Source organism: Pedobacter sp. A2324 (assembly GCF_059693705.1).
This window is the reverse complement of sequence record NZ_JCASSK010000004.1, coordinates 397,950-414,488: the sequence shown is the minus strand read 5'-3', so window position 1 is coordinate 414,488 and position 16,539 is coordinate 397,950. Positions and strand designations below refer to the sequence as shown.

Genomic DNA, 16,539 nt, shown 5'->3' with positions numbered 1-16,539 from the left:
CCAATTAACATTACGGCCTCGCCCCGGCACCTACACCGTAAACACTCCCCGGCTTAGCACCCATGTAGAATGTCAGCTTGCCACCTTTCAACACATCTTTATGCAGAATATAGGTGTAAGGATAAGGCTTTCCGTTTAATTCAACCTTTTGGATATACTTGTTTTGAGCGCTATTATTCACCGATGTGATCATAAAAGTTTTCTGGTTTCCCAAATCGATCGTTGCACTGTTAAATAACGGCGAACCAAATACATACTTTCCTTCAATAGGATTAACAGAGTACATACCCAGAGCACTAAAAGCATACCAGGCACTCATTTGTCCCACATCCTCATTACCACTTAAGCCATCAGGCTTAGTGGTATAAAACTTATCCATCACCTCACGCACCAGTTCAGCTGTCCTCGAAGGTTCGCCGATATAATTATAGATATAGGTAATGTGGTGACTAGGTTCATTTCCATGTGCGTATTGACCAATCAGCCCCGAAATATCAGGTGCCGCACTGGCATGTTGCTTAGACGACATGGTGAACAAACTATCCAAACGCTTTTTGAAATCCTGTTTCCCACCAAGTACATTAATCAGGCTATTCACATCCTGAGGAACAAAAAACAAGTATTGCCAGGCATTTCCCTCAGTAAAGTCGGAAGTTTCAGGTTTTGAAAATACAGGATCAAGTGGGCGCTTGAAAGAGCCATCGGCTAAACGACCATTGAAAAAGCCTGCGGCCTTATCAAAGTAAAGCTTGTAAAGTTCACTTCTTTTCGTAAAGTATGCCGCATCTTCCTTTTTCCCTAACGCCTTCGCCACTTTTGCAATACCTGCATCAGCAACAGCATATTCCATCGCCCATGCTACCGATTCATGCATTTTATCCGATGGGATATAGCTCAGTTTATTCAAATATTGAAGCCCCATCGAATCCCGTGTAGCTGTATGTTTCATAGCCTGATAAACTTCTTCTTTTTGTGAAGCATCAATAAGCCCTTTTCCAAAGGCATCGGCCAGAATAATTATCGCCGGATTACCCACCATACAATCGGTTTCACTACCCACCAAAGGCCAAACCGGAAGCCGCCCTTGCTGTTGATGAATGGCCAGCATCGACTTGGTAATCTGTTTAACCATGTCAGGCTGAACAATAGTCATAAACGGGCTCCATCCACGATAAATATCCCATAACGACATGGTGGTGAGGTTTTTAAACGGCGCGCGCGAATAAACTTTCTTATCCGTACCCCGGTAATCCCCATTGGCATCATTAAATAAAGTAGGACCATAATACATATGGAAAAGTGCGGTATAAAAGATCTCTTTATTCCGCTCACTTTTATCGGATACATTAATTTTAGAAAGGGTCTTTTCCCAAACCTGATCGGCCTGTTTTTGATATTTACTGAAACTGCCGGATGCTGCCTCTGCCTTCATATTGGCCAGGGCATTTTCTTCACTTACCGGCGACAAAGCTACCTTCACTGTCAAATCAGGATTTTTAGCCGCATCGAAGAACAAAGCCACTTTCGAATGCAAACCTTCAACCTGCTGTGATGCCTGAAGTGTGCTGTCTGCGTAAAAAGCCGACTTAGTAATAGGCTGTGAAGTTCTTATCGCAAAATACAGGCGCTGATCGCTTGACCAACCTTTCGAAAACCGGTAGCCGGTGTAGGTCGAGTCGTTTACTTTTCTGATGAAGGTCTTCACCGGTTTATCCCAGTTCATCGAAAAACCAAGATCAATTAAAAGGTGAGCATTGTCTGTTTTATTGTAATGATACTGATGAATACCCACACGTTCTGTCGCTGTAAGCTTTGCGTCAACATCATATTTGTCGAGGTGAACAGCATAATAGCCCGGGTGGCATACCTCTGTTTTTTTGCTGAACATTGAACCGTAACCGGTTTCAGGATGATCAAACTTCATTGGATAAAGCTGTACAGCGCCATTTGCCGGAACAACCATAATGTCGTTTAAATCACCTATACCCGTTCCACTAAGGTGGGTATGCGTAAAACCAAGAATTTCCTGACTCAGATAATTGTAGCCCGAACACCAGTCCCAGCCATTAAATTTATCCCAGCTCCGCCCTATTTGCGAAGGACCAAGTTGTACGGCACCAAAAGGCACATTCGCCCCCACAAAAACGTGACCATGGTCTTCAGAACCAATAAAAGGATTGACGTAACTCGTTAAGGATTTTTGCTGTGCATAAACTGCGGCTGAGGTCATCAAGCCTGCAATACACATCGTAATTGTTTTCTTTAGCATTTGTGTAAGTTATTATCCGGAAAATTGAGCGCTGTCAGATTCGCCTAAAATAAGAGATTTCATTTATAAAATAACCAGAATTGCAATTTTTGTTTAAACGTTTTAGTAGTTGGCAATATTAGCCTCAGACGCTGTAAACGTACAATTGAAGCGCAGCCCAATATCAAAAACGAAAAAAATTGTTATAAACGTTACAATAACATTTAAAAATAATCCTAATATTTGTCTCTCAAAACTGATCAGATAACAAAACCAAATATTCCCGGAAAAGGATAGAAATCATTGAATGCGCAGGTCATTTCCAACGCGTTTAATCGATGAATATCTTTCGGAATCATCCTAACCGAAACACCAAAATGAAACACCTGAAATTCATCCTCTTTGCCCTTGTACTTAATGGTTCATATACGCTGTCGTTTGCACAGGAACTGAGCGTCACAAGTCCGGATCAAAAACTATTGGTCAAAATCAACATTGAACAGGGAAAACTTTTTTACAATGTAAACCTTGCCGGCAAAGAAATGCTGGAATGGTCGCCATTAGGACTTAAAGGAAAACAGATGGACTTATCATCAGGTCTTAAACTTACCAGTAAAAAGCTGCGGGAGATTGATCAAAGTTATACCGAGCCCAAAATCAAGATCAGCAACGTCAGTTATCAGGCCAATGAACTAACCTGCACCTTTGAGAATACAAAAAAGAATAAAATTGAGGTAGTATTCCGGGTAAGCAATAACAATATCGCTTTCAGGTACCAGATTCCGCAAACAGGCGAACCAGCCAACTTTGTAATTGAAGAGGAACTGAGCGGATATAAATTCCCAGCCCAAACCACTACTTTTTTAACCCCTCAGGCCACACCAATGATCGGGTGGATGAAAACCAAACCCAGTTATGAGGAAGAATACAATCCCGATCAGGCAATGGGAGTACCATCAAAATATGGTGTAGGTTACACCTTCCCTGCCCTTTTCCATCTTGGCGACAAAGGGTGGGTACTACTCTCCGAAACAGGCGTGAATTCATTATACTGTGGATCAAAGCTAAGCGAAGGCACAACAGATGGAAATTACAAAATAGCTTTCCCTGAACCCGGTGAAAATAATGGAATGGGCCGCGCAAATCCAACCATTCCGCTCCCCGGAAACACGCCCTGGCGAACCATTACCGTTGGCAGCACCCTAAAGCCCATTGCAGAAACAACCATCCCTTTCGATGTCGTTGAACCACAGTACGAGGCTTCAAAAAAATATACTTTTGGCCGCTCTACCTGGAGCTGGTTGTTATGGCAGGACGCCAGTATTAAATACGATGACCAGAAAACATTTATCGATCTGGCCGCCGATATGGGTTATGAATTTGCCCTGATCGATGGTGGATGGGAAAAAAATATTGGCTATAAAAAAACGGAAGAGCTTATCGCCTATGCGAAAACTAAAAACGTTGGCATATGCCTCTGGTACAATTCCAACGGATTCTGGAATGATGCCCCTCAAGACCCTAAAGGCCGGATGAATATGGCCTCAGCGAGAAAACAAGAAATGGCCTGGATGCAGCGCATGGGTGTTAAAGGCATTAAAGTAGATTTCTTCGGTGGCGATAAGCAGGAAACCATGAAACTCTACGAAGATATCCTTTCGGATGCCAATACATTTGGCCTAACCGTAATATTCCACGGCTGTACCCTTCCGCGTGGATGGGAACGCATGTATCCCAATTATGTGGGCAGCGAAGCGGTGCTGGCTTCTGAGAACCTCATCTTTACCCAACATGCCAATGATATGGAAGCATTCAATGCCAGCCTGCACCCGTTCATCCGCAATGCGGTTGGGGCAATGGAATTCGGCCCCGTACTCTTAAACAAGCGCCACAATAAGAAAAACGATGGTGGCACCACCAGAAAAACCACTGAAACTTTTCAGATTGCCACCGCTGTACTTTTTCAAAGCCCGGTGCAAAACTTTGGCATTACCCCAAATAACCTGACAGATGTCTCGGCTCCTATAATAGATTTTATGAAAAACGTACCCACAACCTGGGATAACACCCTTTTCATCGATGGATACCCCGGAAAATATTGCGTCATCGCCCGCCGCCATGGAGATCAATGGTACGTAGCAGCAATCAATGCAGAAAAAACTGAAAAGATCATCACCGTTACCCTTCCATTCTTAACCGGTACCGACGTTTCAGTTTACGATGATGCTGCAGACCGTTCACCTCAGCTGAAACAAATTAAGCTCAATAAAGCCCGGCAGGTTAAATTCAAAATGCTGCCTGATGGCGGAACAGTATTGGTAGGAAAATAGCCGGAAAAAACCCGGTTACGATTTATTGAAGCTATGGAAATGAGGTTGAGGTTGATCATCGTACTTTGCATGTACTCCATTTCGCTGTGGGCCCAGCCCAACCAGGCGAAATATCTTTCCCTGCAGGAAGGTTTGTCCAGCCAGCAGGTAATCGATGTCGTGCACGATCACGATGGCTTTGTGTGGATTGCCACCGAAATGGGACTCAACCGTTTTGCAAGCAATTCCTTCAAGCATTTTTACAAGTCTGAAAAATCTGATGGTTCTTCTGTAAACAGCAACGAAATCAACACATTGCTGTACGATAACGATAAGCTCTACATTGGTACCCGTGCTAACGGATTAAATGTTTACGATACCAGAACCAACCAGTTTTCCTATTACCTGCACAGCGATAAAGATCCCCAATCGCTGGCTACAAACGACATTACCGACATCATCAAATCGGCTAATGGTAACCTATGGCTGGCAACCTACCATCAGGGGGTACAGCAATTCGACCCGGTAAAAAAAATCTTTAAACGTTTCAACAGAAAAAATATTCCGGGTTTACCCGAAAATAGCATCTGGTCGCTGGCAGAAGATCAAACAGGTAAACTGTACATTGGCCATGTCAATAAGGGCGTGTCCATCCTGGATCCCAAAAGCCATTCCGTTACTGTGCTTAGCACCGCTGGAAATTTGCTCCCTGATAACGAAGTCAAATCGCTTTTCTGCGACAAGTTCAACAACATCTGGATTGGAACCAGAAAGGGACTGGCCATCTATCATCCTTCAACCCGGCAAATTCAAAGGGTCAGCCTCTCAGAAAAAAGCAGAAATGGCCTCGAACCATTTGTCTACTCCATCAAAGAAATTAACGGGGACATATGGATTGGCGCAGAATCATCGCAGCTGTTCATCCTCAAAACAAATGACCTTGCAAAGGCAGTGATGCCGAAAATCACCTCCATCACCCCTTTCTATCTTAAAAGAGGAAATACCTCATCTGTGCAAAGCATCGATCTCGATCAGTTTGGCAATATCTGGATGGGCATATACAGCGGTGGTATCGCGTTCGTCAGTCACGTAAAACCTTTCTTCTCCATATTATCAACAGAAAATTTGATGCAGGCAGAAGGCAAACCTGCTACGGTGACGAGCATACTTAATAATCGCGACAATAGTGTCTGGTTAGGTACTGTTGGTGATGGCATTCTCCAAATTGATGCCAATGGGAAAGTGAGCAGGAAAAATATGCGTAACAGTGGCATCGCAGACGACTTTCTGCTCTCCGGCTTGCAGGATAGCGATAACAACAAATGGTATGGTTTACAGAATGGTGGTGTATCCTTTTATGACCCAAAAACCCAAGCCTGGAAAAAAATCAATGCCGGAGAAAAAATGTCTTCCGTAAGGGCCATCGTTGAAGACAAAGAGGGAAATATTTGTTTTGCAGCCGAAGAAGGGCTTTTCATTCACAATCCCCGCACCGGATCTTTCAAAAAAGTTGTAACCAACACACCCATGCTGGGAGATTATGCCCCCCGCACACTCATAGAAGACAATAAGGGAAACATGTGGATTGGTACCTATGGACAGGGGATTTACATATTTAACCACGATGGAAAACTGATTCAAAGAATTTCTAAGGGTCAGGGCATCAACAGCAACACCATCAACCAGCTCTTTGCCGATAAACAAAATAACATCTGGATTGCCACCAACGAAGGTATCGCATTCCACAAAGCCAATACCTTACCAGGTCATATCCAAAACATCATCCCACCGGGAGGCGATGCCTGGCTAACCATAAACGCCATTGCAGAAGATGCCGGTGGAAACATCTGGTGCGCCACACGCTCAGGAATTTTGCGTTATATTCCAGAAAAAAAACGGTTCTTAAGCTATGATCAGGCATTCGGTTTACCACTCGGTGGTTTCACCATTAACAGCGTGGGGAAAGACCCGGCAGGACAAATCTTCTTCGGAATGCCGGCTGGCGTATGCCATTTTAATCCTTTAAACATTCCACTTACCCTGCCAGAATCCCCTATTAAAATCAGCCGCTTTATGGTATTCAATACCGGTGAAACGCATGCACAATCCGAAAAATACCCGGGAATTTCCGAAGAAATCGCGCTTAATCATGATGAAAACAGCTTCCGTGTGGAACTGGCGGTAATGGACTATGCCCTGCACGATATGGTAGAGTTTAGTTATCAGCTTCACGGACGGGATGAAAAATGGGTATTTCTGGGCGATGAGAAAAACCTCGATTTCAGGAACATCCCACACGGCAGCTATGAACTGCGCATCCGTACCAGGCTAAAAAATGAAACCTGGTCGCAGGATTATAAAAAACTCCTGATCAGGGTTTCCCCCCCTTTTTACCTCAGTACCCTGGCCATAATAATCTACGCACTGGTGCTTATCTCAGTTATCATCACCCTGGTTTTATTTCACATCAGAAAAGTATATGCCGAGGCCGAGCTTCGGGTAAAAAAACTGCAGATTGAGCAGGATGGGAAATTAAACATGGAAAGGATGAATTTCTACACCAACATCACCCACGAACTGCGCACACCCTTAACCCTCATTCTTGGGCCACTCGAAGACCTCCTTCATGAAGAGAAGCTGGCCACAAAACATAGAGAAGGCGTGCTGATGGTTCAGAAAAATGCCAACAGGCTGTTCTCACTGGTAAATCAGTTGCTTGAATTCCGTAAGGTAGAATCACAATATAAACCATTGGTTTTGGGTGAAGATTTTTTAGGTGAACTGGTACAACATATTGTGCAGAAATACAGCGAAGCCGATACCAACAGCAACCTGGAAATTCGCTGCAAGATTGAACAGGAAGATATTAAAACTATTTTCGACGCAGAAATTGTGCAATTGATTCTGGATAACCTTATGTCCAATGCCTGCAAGTATACCACATCGGGAAGTATCGAAGTCCGCCTGCGATACGAACAGGATCCGCTCAGTACCAGTGCCCTGATTTGTGTAGAGGATACAGGTTGTGGAATTGCCCCTGAACATCTTGGTAAAATATTCGATCGCTATTACCAGGTTCCTAAGTCAGTGAGTCACGGCACAGGCGTGGGCCTCTCCCTGGTTAAAGAACTGGCCGCGATACACCATGGCAAAATATCTGTTAAAAGTGAGCCTGGAAAAGGAAGTGAATTTTGCGTACGCTTGCTCACCAATGCCGTTGCACCTGCCTTACCGGAAACCGGAACGGGAACAGATTTACCTGCTCTGGCAAAAAATGCCGATAGCCGCCCGGTTATCCTGCTCGTTGAAGATGAAATGGACCTGCGTGAGTACCTGACCACTGTACTCGCTGCAAACTATGAAGTGTTTACTGCCGGAAATGGTAGTCAGGGCTTTGAACTGGCAAAGAGTCAAATCCCTGATTTAATTTTAAGTGATGTGATGATGCCTGACATGGATGGCTTTACCATGCTCGAAAAAATGAAGCAACAAATGGAAACAAGTCATATCCCAACGATATTTTTAACCGCAAAAGACACCGAAGCCGACAAAGAACGGGGATATAGCCTCGGCGTAGATTCCTACCTGACCAAACCCGTGAGTCCAAAACTACTCCTTAAACGGATAGAAAACCTGCTTCTCAAACGCAGAGCCGTATATGCTGAAGTACTGGGCCGGCTTTCTACCGATAAAAAAGGTGTCACCCCTGCAAGTGCCGAAACGGAACAAAACCTGTGGCGTGAAAATGCTTTTGTACAGGAATTTGTTAACCTCGTAGAAGGATGCATTCAGGATGAGATACTCGATGCAGCAACCCTGGCCGAAAAAATGAACATGAGCCAGTCTACACTCTACAGAAAATTAAAAGGACTTACCGGTAAAAATATCAACCAGCTGGTACGCAAAATCAGGATTCAGAAAGCTGCTCAGCTGCTGCGTTCAGGCCAGTATAACGTAACCGAAGTAGCCCTGATGGTGGGCATCAACAGCTCCATTTACTTCCGGCAATGCTTCAGGGAAGAATTTGGTCAGCTACCCTCCGAATACCAGAAAAAGAAGCCTCAAACGTAGAAAACACCGTTTTTGACGAAATATTAGTCGTTAATTGACGGATTTGTATATGTCCGCAGATTGGTCAATGGCCTATGTTTGATTCCGATAACCAATTATAAATCCTTCACAGATGAGTCGTTTGCTTCTTCCCCTGGAAAGCTTTCCTGTTGATCAGATTCCCTTAATTACGGAATGGAATCAAACATCGCCTGTATGGATAAATAATGCATAACCAGTACGCTTTTAAACAAAAACCAAATATAACATGAGAATCCTGAAAATTTTCTTTTTCTGCCTGATGGTATGGGGAATCCCTTCATACACTTATGCGCAACGCAAGATTTCCGGACAAGTACTGAGCGACACCAATGAACCCCTAACCGGCGTAACCATTGTCGTTCCTGGTGCAGTCCCGAAAGAAATTACAACAACAGATGGTCAGGGACGATTTACCCTTAACGCAAGCAAGGGTACCTTCCTGGTAACCTACATTGGCTTTAAAAACCAAACCATCACTATTGGCGACAGAACGCAGTTTACCATTAAAATGGAAAGCGACGATCAGGGACTGGATGATGTAGTGGTAGTAGGTTACGGCAAACAATCCAAACGAAACATCACCGGAGCGGTAAGTAACCTGAAATCAGAAGATGTGGTACGTACCTCGTCAACTTCTACCGCAGGGGCACTTGCCGGTAAGGTACAGGGTATTTCTGTTCGTGCCAAAGATGCACGCCCCGGACGTGGTGCGAGTATAGAAGTCCGTAATATGGGTAATCCATTGTTTGTTATCGATGGTGTTGCCTACGGCGGCCAGACCGGAACAGACTGGGTAGGAACTCAAAATGCTTCAGGCGCAGATATTTTTAACTCTTTAAACCTCGAAGATATTGAAAGTATATCCATCCTTAAAGATGCTGCCGCAGCCGTTTATGGCTTCAGGGCTTCTAAAGGCGTTGTATTAATTACCACGAAAAAAGGTTCAAAAGATGAGTCGGTAAAAATCAATGTAAATGGATACCTGGGCTGGCAAAACCTCACCCGTTTCCCTGAAATGGCAACAGCCGCCCAATACACCAGAGGTTTGGTAGAAGCAGCACAGAATGAAGGCCGCGATCCGAATGCAGTATACACCCGCGCAGAACTCGCGAAATGGCAGGCCGGTACGGAACCAGGTTATCAGGGTTACGACTATGCCGACATGATCATCCGTAAAGACATCCCTCAAAGATACATCAATGCCAACATTACTGGTGGAGGCAAAAAATCTAACTATTTTGTATCGGTAGGTAATCTGCAGCAGGATGCAATGATCAAGGATTTTAACTACAAGCGCACCAATTTACAGGCCAATCTCGAAGCTACAGTTCTTGAAGGCCTTACCATAGGTACACAAATCTCAGCGCGTCAGGAGAAGACTCAGGATGTGGGGCTACCTGGTGGAGATGGTTATTTTTCTTCGATCCTGGCCATCTTCAAAAACCGACCAACAGTCGGGCCTTATGCCAACGATAATCCGCTCTATCCTAACCAAACCAATGAGTTTGCCTATAATCCGGCTATTTTTAGCCGCGATATTGCAGGATACAAAGACAATAGCTTTATGAGCGGAAATGTGAACATGACCGCAACCTACAAAACCAAATTTGGTTTAACAGCAAAAGGTATCGTATCTTACAATTACACCAATAACAAATTTGATGGTTTTCAATACAGCTACGACGTTTACCGGTATGAAAATGGCCAATACGTACGCAGTAACGGAACCAATTCAAGATGGCGCTACAAAACCGACCGTGTTGCCGTAGCCAGATCCGGACAATTTCAACTGGATTATACCAAGCAAATCGGCGATCATAACTTCTCCGTAATGGCAGGCTACGAACGCTCTGATTGGGACCGAACTCTTACAACCATCGGCTCCAACCCAACCAACAACTATATTCCTTTGGTAAACACTATCTCCGAACTTAGTGGAATTGGCGATGAATGGTTATATGAAGCAAGAGCAGGTTTTATTGGTCGTTTGAACTATAACTATAAAGGGAAATACCTGTTGGAAATCCTGGGTCGTTATGATGGTTCTTACTTGTACTACTCAGGCAAAGAATGGGGATTATTTCCGGGCGGAAGTTTGGGCTGGCGCATCTCCGATGAACCATTTTTTAAACCTTTGAAAGGTGTGGTAAATGATATGAAATTGCGCGTTTCAGTAGGGCAAACCGGATTGGAAGAAGGTGTAGGTATGCATGGTTACCTGTCAGGCTACAACTGGAACTCAGGAAATGCAGTATTAAACGGAACCTATTACCCTGGCATTCAGCCTAAGGGTCTTCCGGTGCGTAATCTATCCTGGGTAAAAAACACCAATTACAACGTCGGTATCGATGTAGGCATGTTTGATAATAAATTAACCTTCACAGCCGATGCATTTAAAATTATTCGTACAGGTTATCCGGGTACAAGATATGATGTATTACTGCCTTCCGAAATCGGATACACGTTACCGAATGAAAACTTAAACAGTAATGGATACTATGGTGCAGAAGGTATTATTACCTATGCCAGTAAAGTAGGTGAACTGAACTATACGGTAAGTGGAAACTTTACTTTCTCAAGGTATAAAGTATTGGATTCCTACAAACCACGTTTCAGCAATTCATATAATGAATATACCAACTCAAGCGAAAACCGTTGGGGAGGTATCTGGTGGGGCTACGAAGTGGTAGGCCGCTTCCAGTCTGAAGAAGAAATCAGGAGTTATGGCATCAACAATGATGGTCAGAACAACAGAACACAGCTACCAGGTGATTTTATCTACAAAGATGTAAACGGTGATGGTGTGATCAACGATCTTGATCAGCGGCCGATTGGTTACCCTACAGGCTGGGCACCAATGATGTCATTCGGCGGACGCATCGGCTTAAGCTACAAAGGAATTGACCTGAACATTGATTTAGCAGGTGGAGCCATGCAATCATGGAACCAGGATTATGAATTAAGAAATGCTTTCCATGGCGGCGGAAACTCTCCTGCCTATTTATTGGAAGACAGATGGCACCGTGCCGACCCTTACGATCCTACAAGTGCATGGGTTCCGGGATACTACCCGGCCATCCGCAACGGCAACTCAGGTCCAAACGGTAGAAACAACAGTTTCTGGTTAAAAAATGTAAGGTACCTCCGCGTAAGAAACATGGAGCTCGCTTATAGCTTTCCTAAGTCGCTTGCCGAAAAAATTAAAGCGCAGAAAATCCGCTTCTATGTAAATGGGTCGAATATGATCTCATTCGACAATGTAAAAGATTTCCAGATCGATCCGGAAATCGAGGCAGCAGCAGCGGTGGTATACCCGCAGCAAAGAGTATTTATGGCAGGATTTAACATCACATTTTAAACAAAATTAAGATGAAAAAAATTTATATAGCTTTTGCACTGCTGATGGGCTTAACCATGTACAGCTGCAAACATGATGACTGGTTTTACCGCGAATCAAAAACCACCATCACCGATGAACAGTTGTGGAACGACCCCAATTTGATTACCTCGCTGCTGGCGAACTACTATAACCGCTTACCATCCCTCCACGGCGTATTTAATACCGGTGGGATGACAGAAATTGACGACGCCATGTGGTCGGGAACGCGCGATCAGAACGGCAGAAACGATTTCCAGTATGGTAACGACTATGGCCGCTATTGGGACTATGGATTAATCCGCGACCTGAACCTTTCACTGGAAAACATCACCGCTTTAGGAGGCAAATTAACACCAGCCCAGAAAAGCCAGTTTATAGCTGAAATGCGTTTCATCCGCGCTTTCGTTTATTTTGAAATGGTAAAACGTATGGGTGGTGTGCCCTTGGTTACCAAACAACTGATTTACGACTTCAGTGGCGATCCTACCCCATTACAGGTACCCCGCGCTAAAGAATCGGAGGTTTACGATTTTATTTACAAAGAACTGGAAGAAATTAAAGCTGACTTGGTCCCTAATAATGGCGTAGCAACGCGTGCCAACCGATATACTGCACTGGCACTGGAAAGCCGTGCCATGTTGTACGCCGCTTCCATCGCCAAATATAACAGTTTAATGGCAGCACCAATCAGCACTACCGGTGGCGAAGTAGGCATTCCGGCAGCAATGGCAGCCGATTATTACAACAAATCACTTACCGCTTCGAAAGAGGTATTAGCAGGTCCTTATGCTTTATACAATACCAATCCGGATAAGGGTGCTAACTTCTACGATATGCTGAACAAAAAGCCGGTAAATGAAATCATCTTTGCAAAAGACTTTGCCTTAGGTACAAAGGTACACCGCTTTACTTATGATAACATCATCAAAAGTATGACAGAAGATAATGAGGCGTCATCAGCCATTTCGCCATCCCTGAGTTTGGTTGAAAGCTTTAATTATTTAGATGGAAGCAGGGGTACACTAAAAGACAAAGACGCCAATGGCAATTACATTGCCTATACCAACCCGGCCGATATCTTTGCCAATAAAGACGGTCGCTTATTTGGAACGGTCATTTATCCGGGCACTACATTTAAAAACAATCCGGTAAGGATACAGGCAGGTGTGGCAATATACACCAACGGCGCCTATCAGCTCACCACCTCAGCAGTATTAGGTGGCAACTATACCGACGGCCAGGTATGGACAGGCTTTGACGGTCCTAAAGATGACGCTGTAGACGTAAGTAACACTGGTTTTTATATCCGCAAAATGGTCAGCGATGCCCCTGCAGCAAGCACCCGCGGAACATCAGCAGTAAACTGGTGGCCATGGTTCCGCTTAGGTGAAATCTACTTAAATGCCGCAGAAGCTGCTTTTGAGTTAGGCCGCCCCGAAGCATTAGGCTATGTGAATACGGTCCGTGCACGTGCGGGATTCTCGGCTAACAGTTTGAGCGCATTAACCAACGACATCATCCGTAATGAACGCCGCGTAGAACTTGCCTTCGAAGATCACCGTTATTTCGACCTGAAGAGATGGCGTATTGCCCATCTGGTTTGGGATGGTACCGAAACGGATCCGAACGCTGTAGTAATGGGCCTTTATTCATACCGCGTGGTAAGACCAGGCCATCCCGACAATGGAAAATACATTTATGCACGCGTACGCCCAACCCGCTTCCGCCGTGCCAGGTTGTTCCGTATGGCAAACTACTACTCATCAATCGATCAGACCGTGTTAAACAACAACCCGAAAATTGTTCGTAATCCATTCCATTAATCCTCAGCATGATGAAAACTAAATTTTTAACGATAATAGCAGCAGCAGCCAGTTTATTTCTGGCCAGCTGCGCTGAATACGATAACTTTGATGCCCCAGAATTAACTTTATCAGGTAAAGTGGTATATCAGGGCAGAGCATTAGGCGTGCGCAATAATGGTCCGCAACTGGAATTGTGGCAGGATGGCTACCCCCTGAAATCCCCTATTTATGTCTACATGAACCAGGATGGAAGTTTCTCGGCAAAGTTATTTGCAGGCCAGTATAAACTTACGCGACGCCCTGACGCTCCATGGCTTCAGCAAGCTACCGATACCATCAGGGTAAACCTCACAGCAAATACAAATCTGGATGTACCGGTAACACCCTATTTCTCCATCACCAATGAAACCTTTACAAAATCCGGAAATACCATTAACACCAGTTTTGTAGTGAATAAGGTGGTGCAAACGGCCAATGTTGAATTGGTTCGCCTTTACCTGGGCAAATCAGTGTTAACCGACCAGGTGCTACGCGATGTGCGGATAGATGGAAATGTATCTTCATTGGTATTTGGTGCACCAACCAGCTTGTCTGCCGACATCCCCGACAACCTGAAGACCCTAGATTTTATTTACGCAAGAGTCGGGGTGAAAGCCACAGTTGCCAGCGAATATGTATATTCACAAGTACAAAAAATAGCATTAAAATAATCAGTTCAAATACGGGTCATGCAGATACGTACCCAGTTTTTTAAGAAGATAACCCATTTAACGACCCAAACCAATGATTAAAAACTATCTAAGCCTGTGCTTTATTTTACTAGCCACTTTACAGTTAGTTTTTGTTAAAAAAACATCGGGCCAGACTTACAAGTCTGGCCCTGCTGATAAAGATTTTGCAGGATACCTCTTTACCTATTTTAAAGGAAACGCCGTAAAAGATGAAGCCATTTGCTTCGCCATCAGTACCGATGGTTACAATTACCGCGCCCTCAATAATAATGAACCTGTAATTGACTCGAAAATCATCAGTTCAACCGGTGGTGTTCGCGATCCCCATATCTTACGTGCAGAAGATGGCCGGTCCTTTTATATGGTGGTAACCGATATGACCTCATCCAAAGGGTGGGATTCTAACCGGGCGATGATCCTAATGAAATCAGATGATCTGATCAACTGGAAACACACGGTAATCAATATCCAGAAAGATTATAAGGGACACGACGACCTTAAACGGGTATGGGCGCCCCAAACCATTTACGATCCCGCAAAAGGGAAGTACATGGTTTATTTTTCCATGCAACATGGCAATGGTGCCGATATCATTTATTATGCCTACGCCAACGCTGATTTTACAGGTTTTGAAGCCGAACCTAAAGTGCTGTTCAATCCTAAAAACGGTAAATCATGTATCGATGGCGACATCATCAACAAAAACGGCCTGTTTTACCTTTTCTACAAAACCGAAGGTAATGGAAACGGAATTAAACTCGCCATTACCGATTCACTTATGTCGGGAAAGTGGCTGGAACAACCCGGATATAAACAGCAAACCAGAGACGCCGTTGAAGGTTCTGGCGTATTCAAACTGAACCGTTCAGATAAATACATTCTGATGTACGATGTATATGGCAAAGGCAAATATCAGTTTTGCGAAAGTGCCGATCTCGATAGGTTTAAGGTAATCGATAACGAAGTAAAAATGGATTTCCACCCCCGCCACGGAGCCATCATCCCGGTTTCCCGTACTGAACTCAGAAATCTAACGGCCAGATGGGGCCTTCCTCAGGGAATGGAACTCAAACTGGCGAAAAACCCCGTACTCGATGGCTTTTATGCCGATCCCGACGTCCTCTATTCAAACAAAACTAAAAAATACTACATCTACCCTACCAGCGATGGTTTTGATGGCTGGGGAGGGTATTATTTTAAAACCTTTTCTTCCACCGACCTTACCAGCTGGAAAGATGAAGGGGTAATCCTCGACTTAAAAAAAGATGTTCCATGGGGCAACCGCAATGCCTGGGCACCAACGATTGCAGAAAAGAAAATTGGAAAGGATTATAAATATTTCTACTACTTTACGGCGGCACAGAAAATTGGAGTGGCTTCAGCTGATCTCCCAACCGGCCCTTTTACTGATTCCGGAAAACCCCTGGTTAACTTTAAACCCGAGGGCATTAAAGGAGGACAGGAAATAGACCCGGCCGTATTCACCGATCCAAACAGTGGAAAAAGTTACCTCTATTGGGGCAATGGATACCTGGCAGTTGCTGAACTCAATAAGGACATGATTTCCCTAAAACCTAACACCACCAAAGTACTGAACACCGATAAAACTTTCAGAGAAGGATGTTATGTTTTCTATAGAAAAGGAACCTATTATTTCATGTGGTCGGAAGACGATACACGCAGCGAAAACTATCGTGTTCGCTATGGAACGTCCAAATCACCTTTAGGACCAATCACGACAAGTGAAAATAACCTGGTGATTCAGAAAGATCCAAAATCAGGTATCTTCGGAACTGGCCACAATTCAGTCCTCCAAATTCCCGGAAAAGATGAATGGTACATCGTTTACCACAGATTTAACTACCCAGATGGAATTAACATGGGCGATGCAGCCGGATTTAACCGTGAAGTTTGCATGGACCGCATGTATTTTGATGAAGCCGGTCATATAATTCCTGTAAAGCCAACACACTAA

General features: G+C 44.2%; 7 protein-coding genes. 6 read left to right on the top strand and 1 reads right to left on the bottom strand.

From position 1 onward, the window contains the following. Positions 1-10: 10 nt before the first annotated feature. Positions 11-2,269, bottom strand: a complete 2,259-nt coding sequence (locus AC570I_RS14405; RefSeq protein WP_497405979.1) for a GH92 family glycosyl hydrolase — start codon at positions 2,267-2,269, stop codon at positions 11-13. A 356-nt stretch (positions 2,270-2,625) separates the two neighbouring features. Here AC570I_RS14405 and AC570I_RS14400 point away from each other — a divergent pair, with 356 nt between their 5' ends. The 6 genes from AC570I_RS14400 to AC570I_RS14375 all read left to right on the top strand — a co-directional run bounded on the left by AC570I_RS14400 (position 2,626) and on the right by AC570I_RS14375 (position 16,539). After that, positions 2,626-4,578 carry a glycoside hydrolase family 97 protein gene (locus tag AC570I_RS14400; protein ID WP_497405978.1) on the top strand — a complete coding sequence of 651 codons (1,953 nt, stop codon included), beginning with the start codon at positions 2,626-2,628 and terminating at the stop codon, positions 4,576-4,578. A 33-nt stretch (positions 4,579-4,611) separates the two neighbouring features. Beyond that, the gene (locus tag AC570I_RS14395; RefSeq protein ID WP_497405977.1) at positions 4,612-8,628 is read left to right on the top strand and encodes a hybrid sensor histidine kinase/response regulator transcription factor; all 4,017 of its coding nucleotides are present in this window, start codon (positions 4,612-4,614) and stop codon (positions 8,626-8,628) included. Positions 8,629-8,875: 247 nt separating this feature from the next. After that, the gene (locus tag AC570I_RS14390; RefSeq protein ID WP_497405976.1) at positions 8,876-12,007 is read left to right on the top strand and encodes a SusC/RagA family TonB-linked outer membrane protein; all 3,132 of its coding nucleotides are present in this window, start codon (positions 8,876-8,878) and stop codon (positions 12,005-12,007) included. A gap of 11 nt (positions 12,008-12,018) precedes the next feature. Then, positions 12,019-13,851, top strand: a complete 1,833-nt coding sequence (locus AC570I_RS14385; RefSeq protein ID WP_497405975.1) for a RagB/SusD family nutrient uptake outer membrane protein — start codon at positions 12,019-12,021, stop codon at positions 13,849-13,851. Between the two features lie 8 nt (positions 13,852-13,859). Then, on the top strand, positions 13,860-14,543 hold the full coding sequence (locus AC570I_RS14380; RefSeq protein ID WP_316800789.1) for a DUF3823 domain-containing protein: 684 nt from the start codon (positions 13,860-13,862) through the stop codon (positions 14,541-14,543). Positions 14,544-14,616: 73 nt separating this feature from the next. Then, positions 14,617-16,539 carry a glycoside hydrolase family 43 protein gene (locus AC570I_RS14375; RefSeq protein ID WP_497405974.1) on the top strand — a complete coding sequence of 641 codons (1,923 nt, stop codon included), beginning with the start codon at positions 14,617-14,619 and terminating at the stop codon, positions 16,537-16,539.

What these genes read in the sequence shown, in the direction of transcription:
- AC570I_RS14390 (WP_497405976.1), top strand. Translation starts at nt 8,876, where the DNA reads ATGAGAATCCTGAAAATTTTCTTTTTCTGCCTGATGGTATGGGGAATC.
- AC570I_RS14380 (WP_316800789.1), top strand. Translation starts at nt 13,860, where the DNA reads ATGATGAAAACTAAATTTTTAACGATAATAGCAGCAGCAGCCAGTTTA.
- AC570I_RS14405 (WP_497405979.1), bottom strand. Translation starts at nt 2,269, where the DNA reads ATGCTAAAGAAAACAATTACGATGTGTATTGCAGGCTTGATGACCTCA.
- AC570I_RS14400 (WP_497405978.1), top strand. Translation starts at nt 2,626, where the DNA reads ATGAAACACCTGAAATTCATCCTCTTTGCCCTTGTACTTAATGGTTCA.
- AC570I_RS14375 (WP_497405974.1), top strand. Translation starts at nt 14,617, where the DNA reads ATGATTAAAAACTATCTAAGCCTGTGCTTTATTTTACTAGCCACTTTA.
- AC570I_RS14385 (WP_497405975.1), top strand. Translation starts at nt 12,019, where the DNA reads ATGAAAAAAATTTATATAGCTTTTGCACTGCTGATGGGCTTAACCATG.
- AC570I_RS14395 (WP_497405977.1), top strand. Translation starts at nt 4,612, where the DNA reads ATGGAAATGAGGTTGAGGTTGATCATCGTACTTTGCATGTACTCCATT.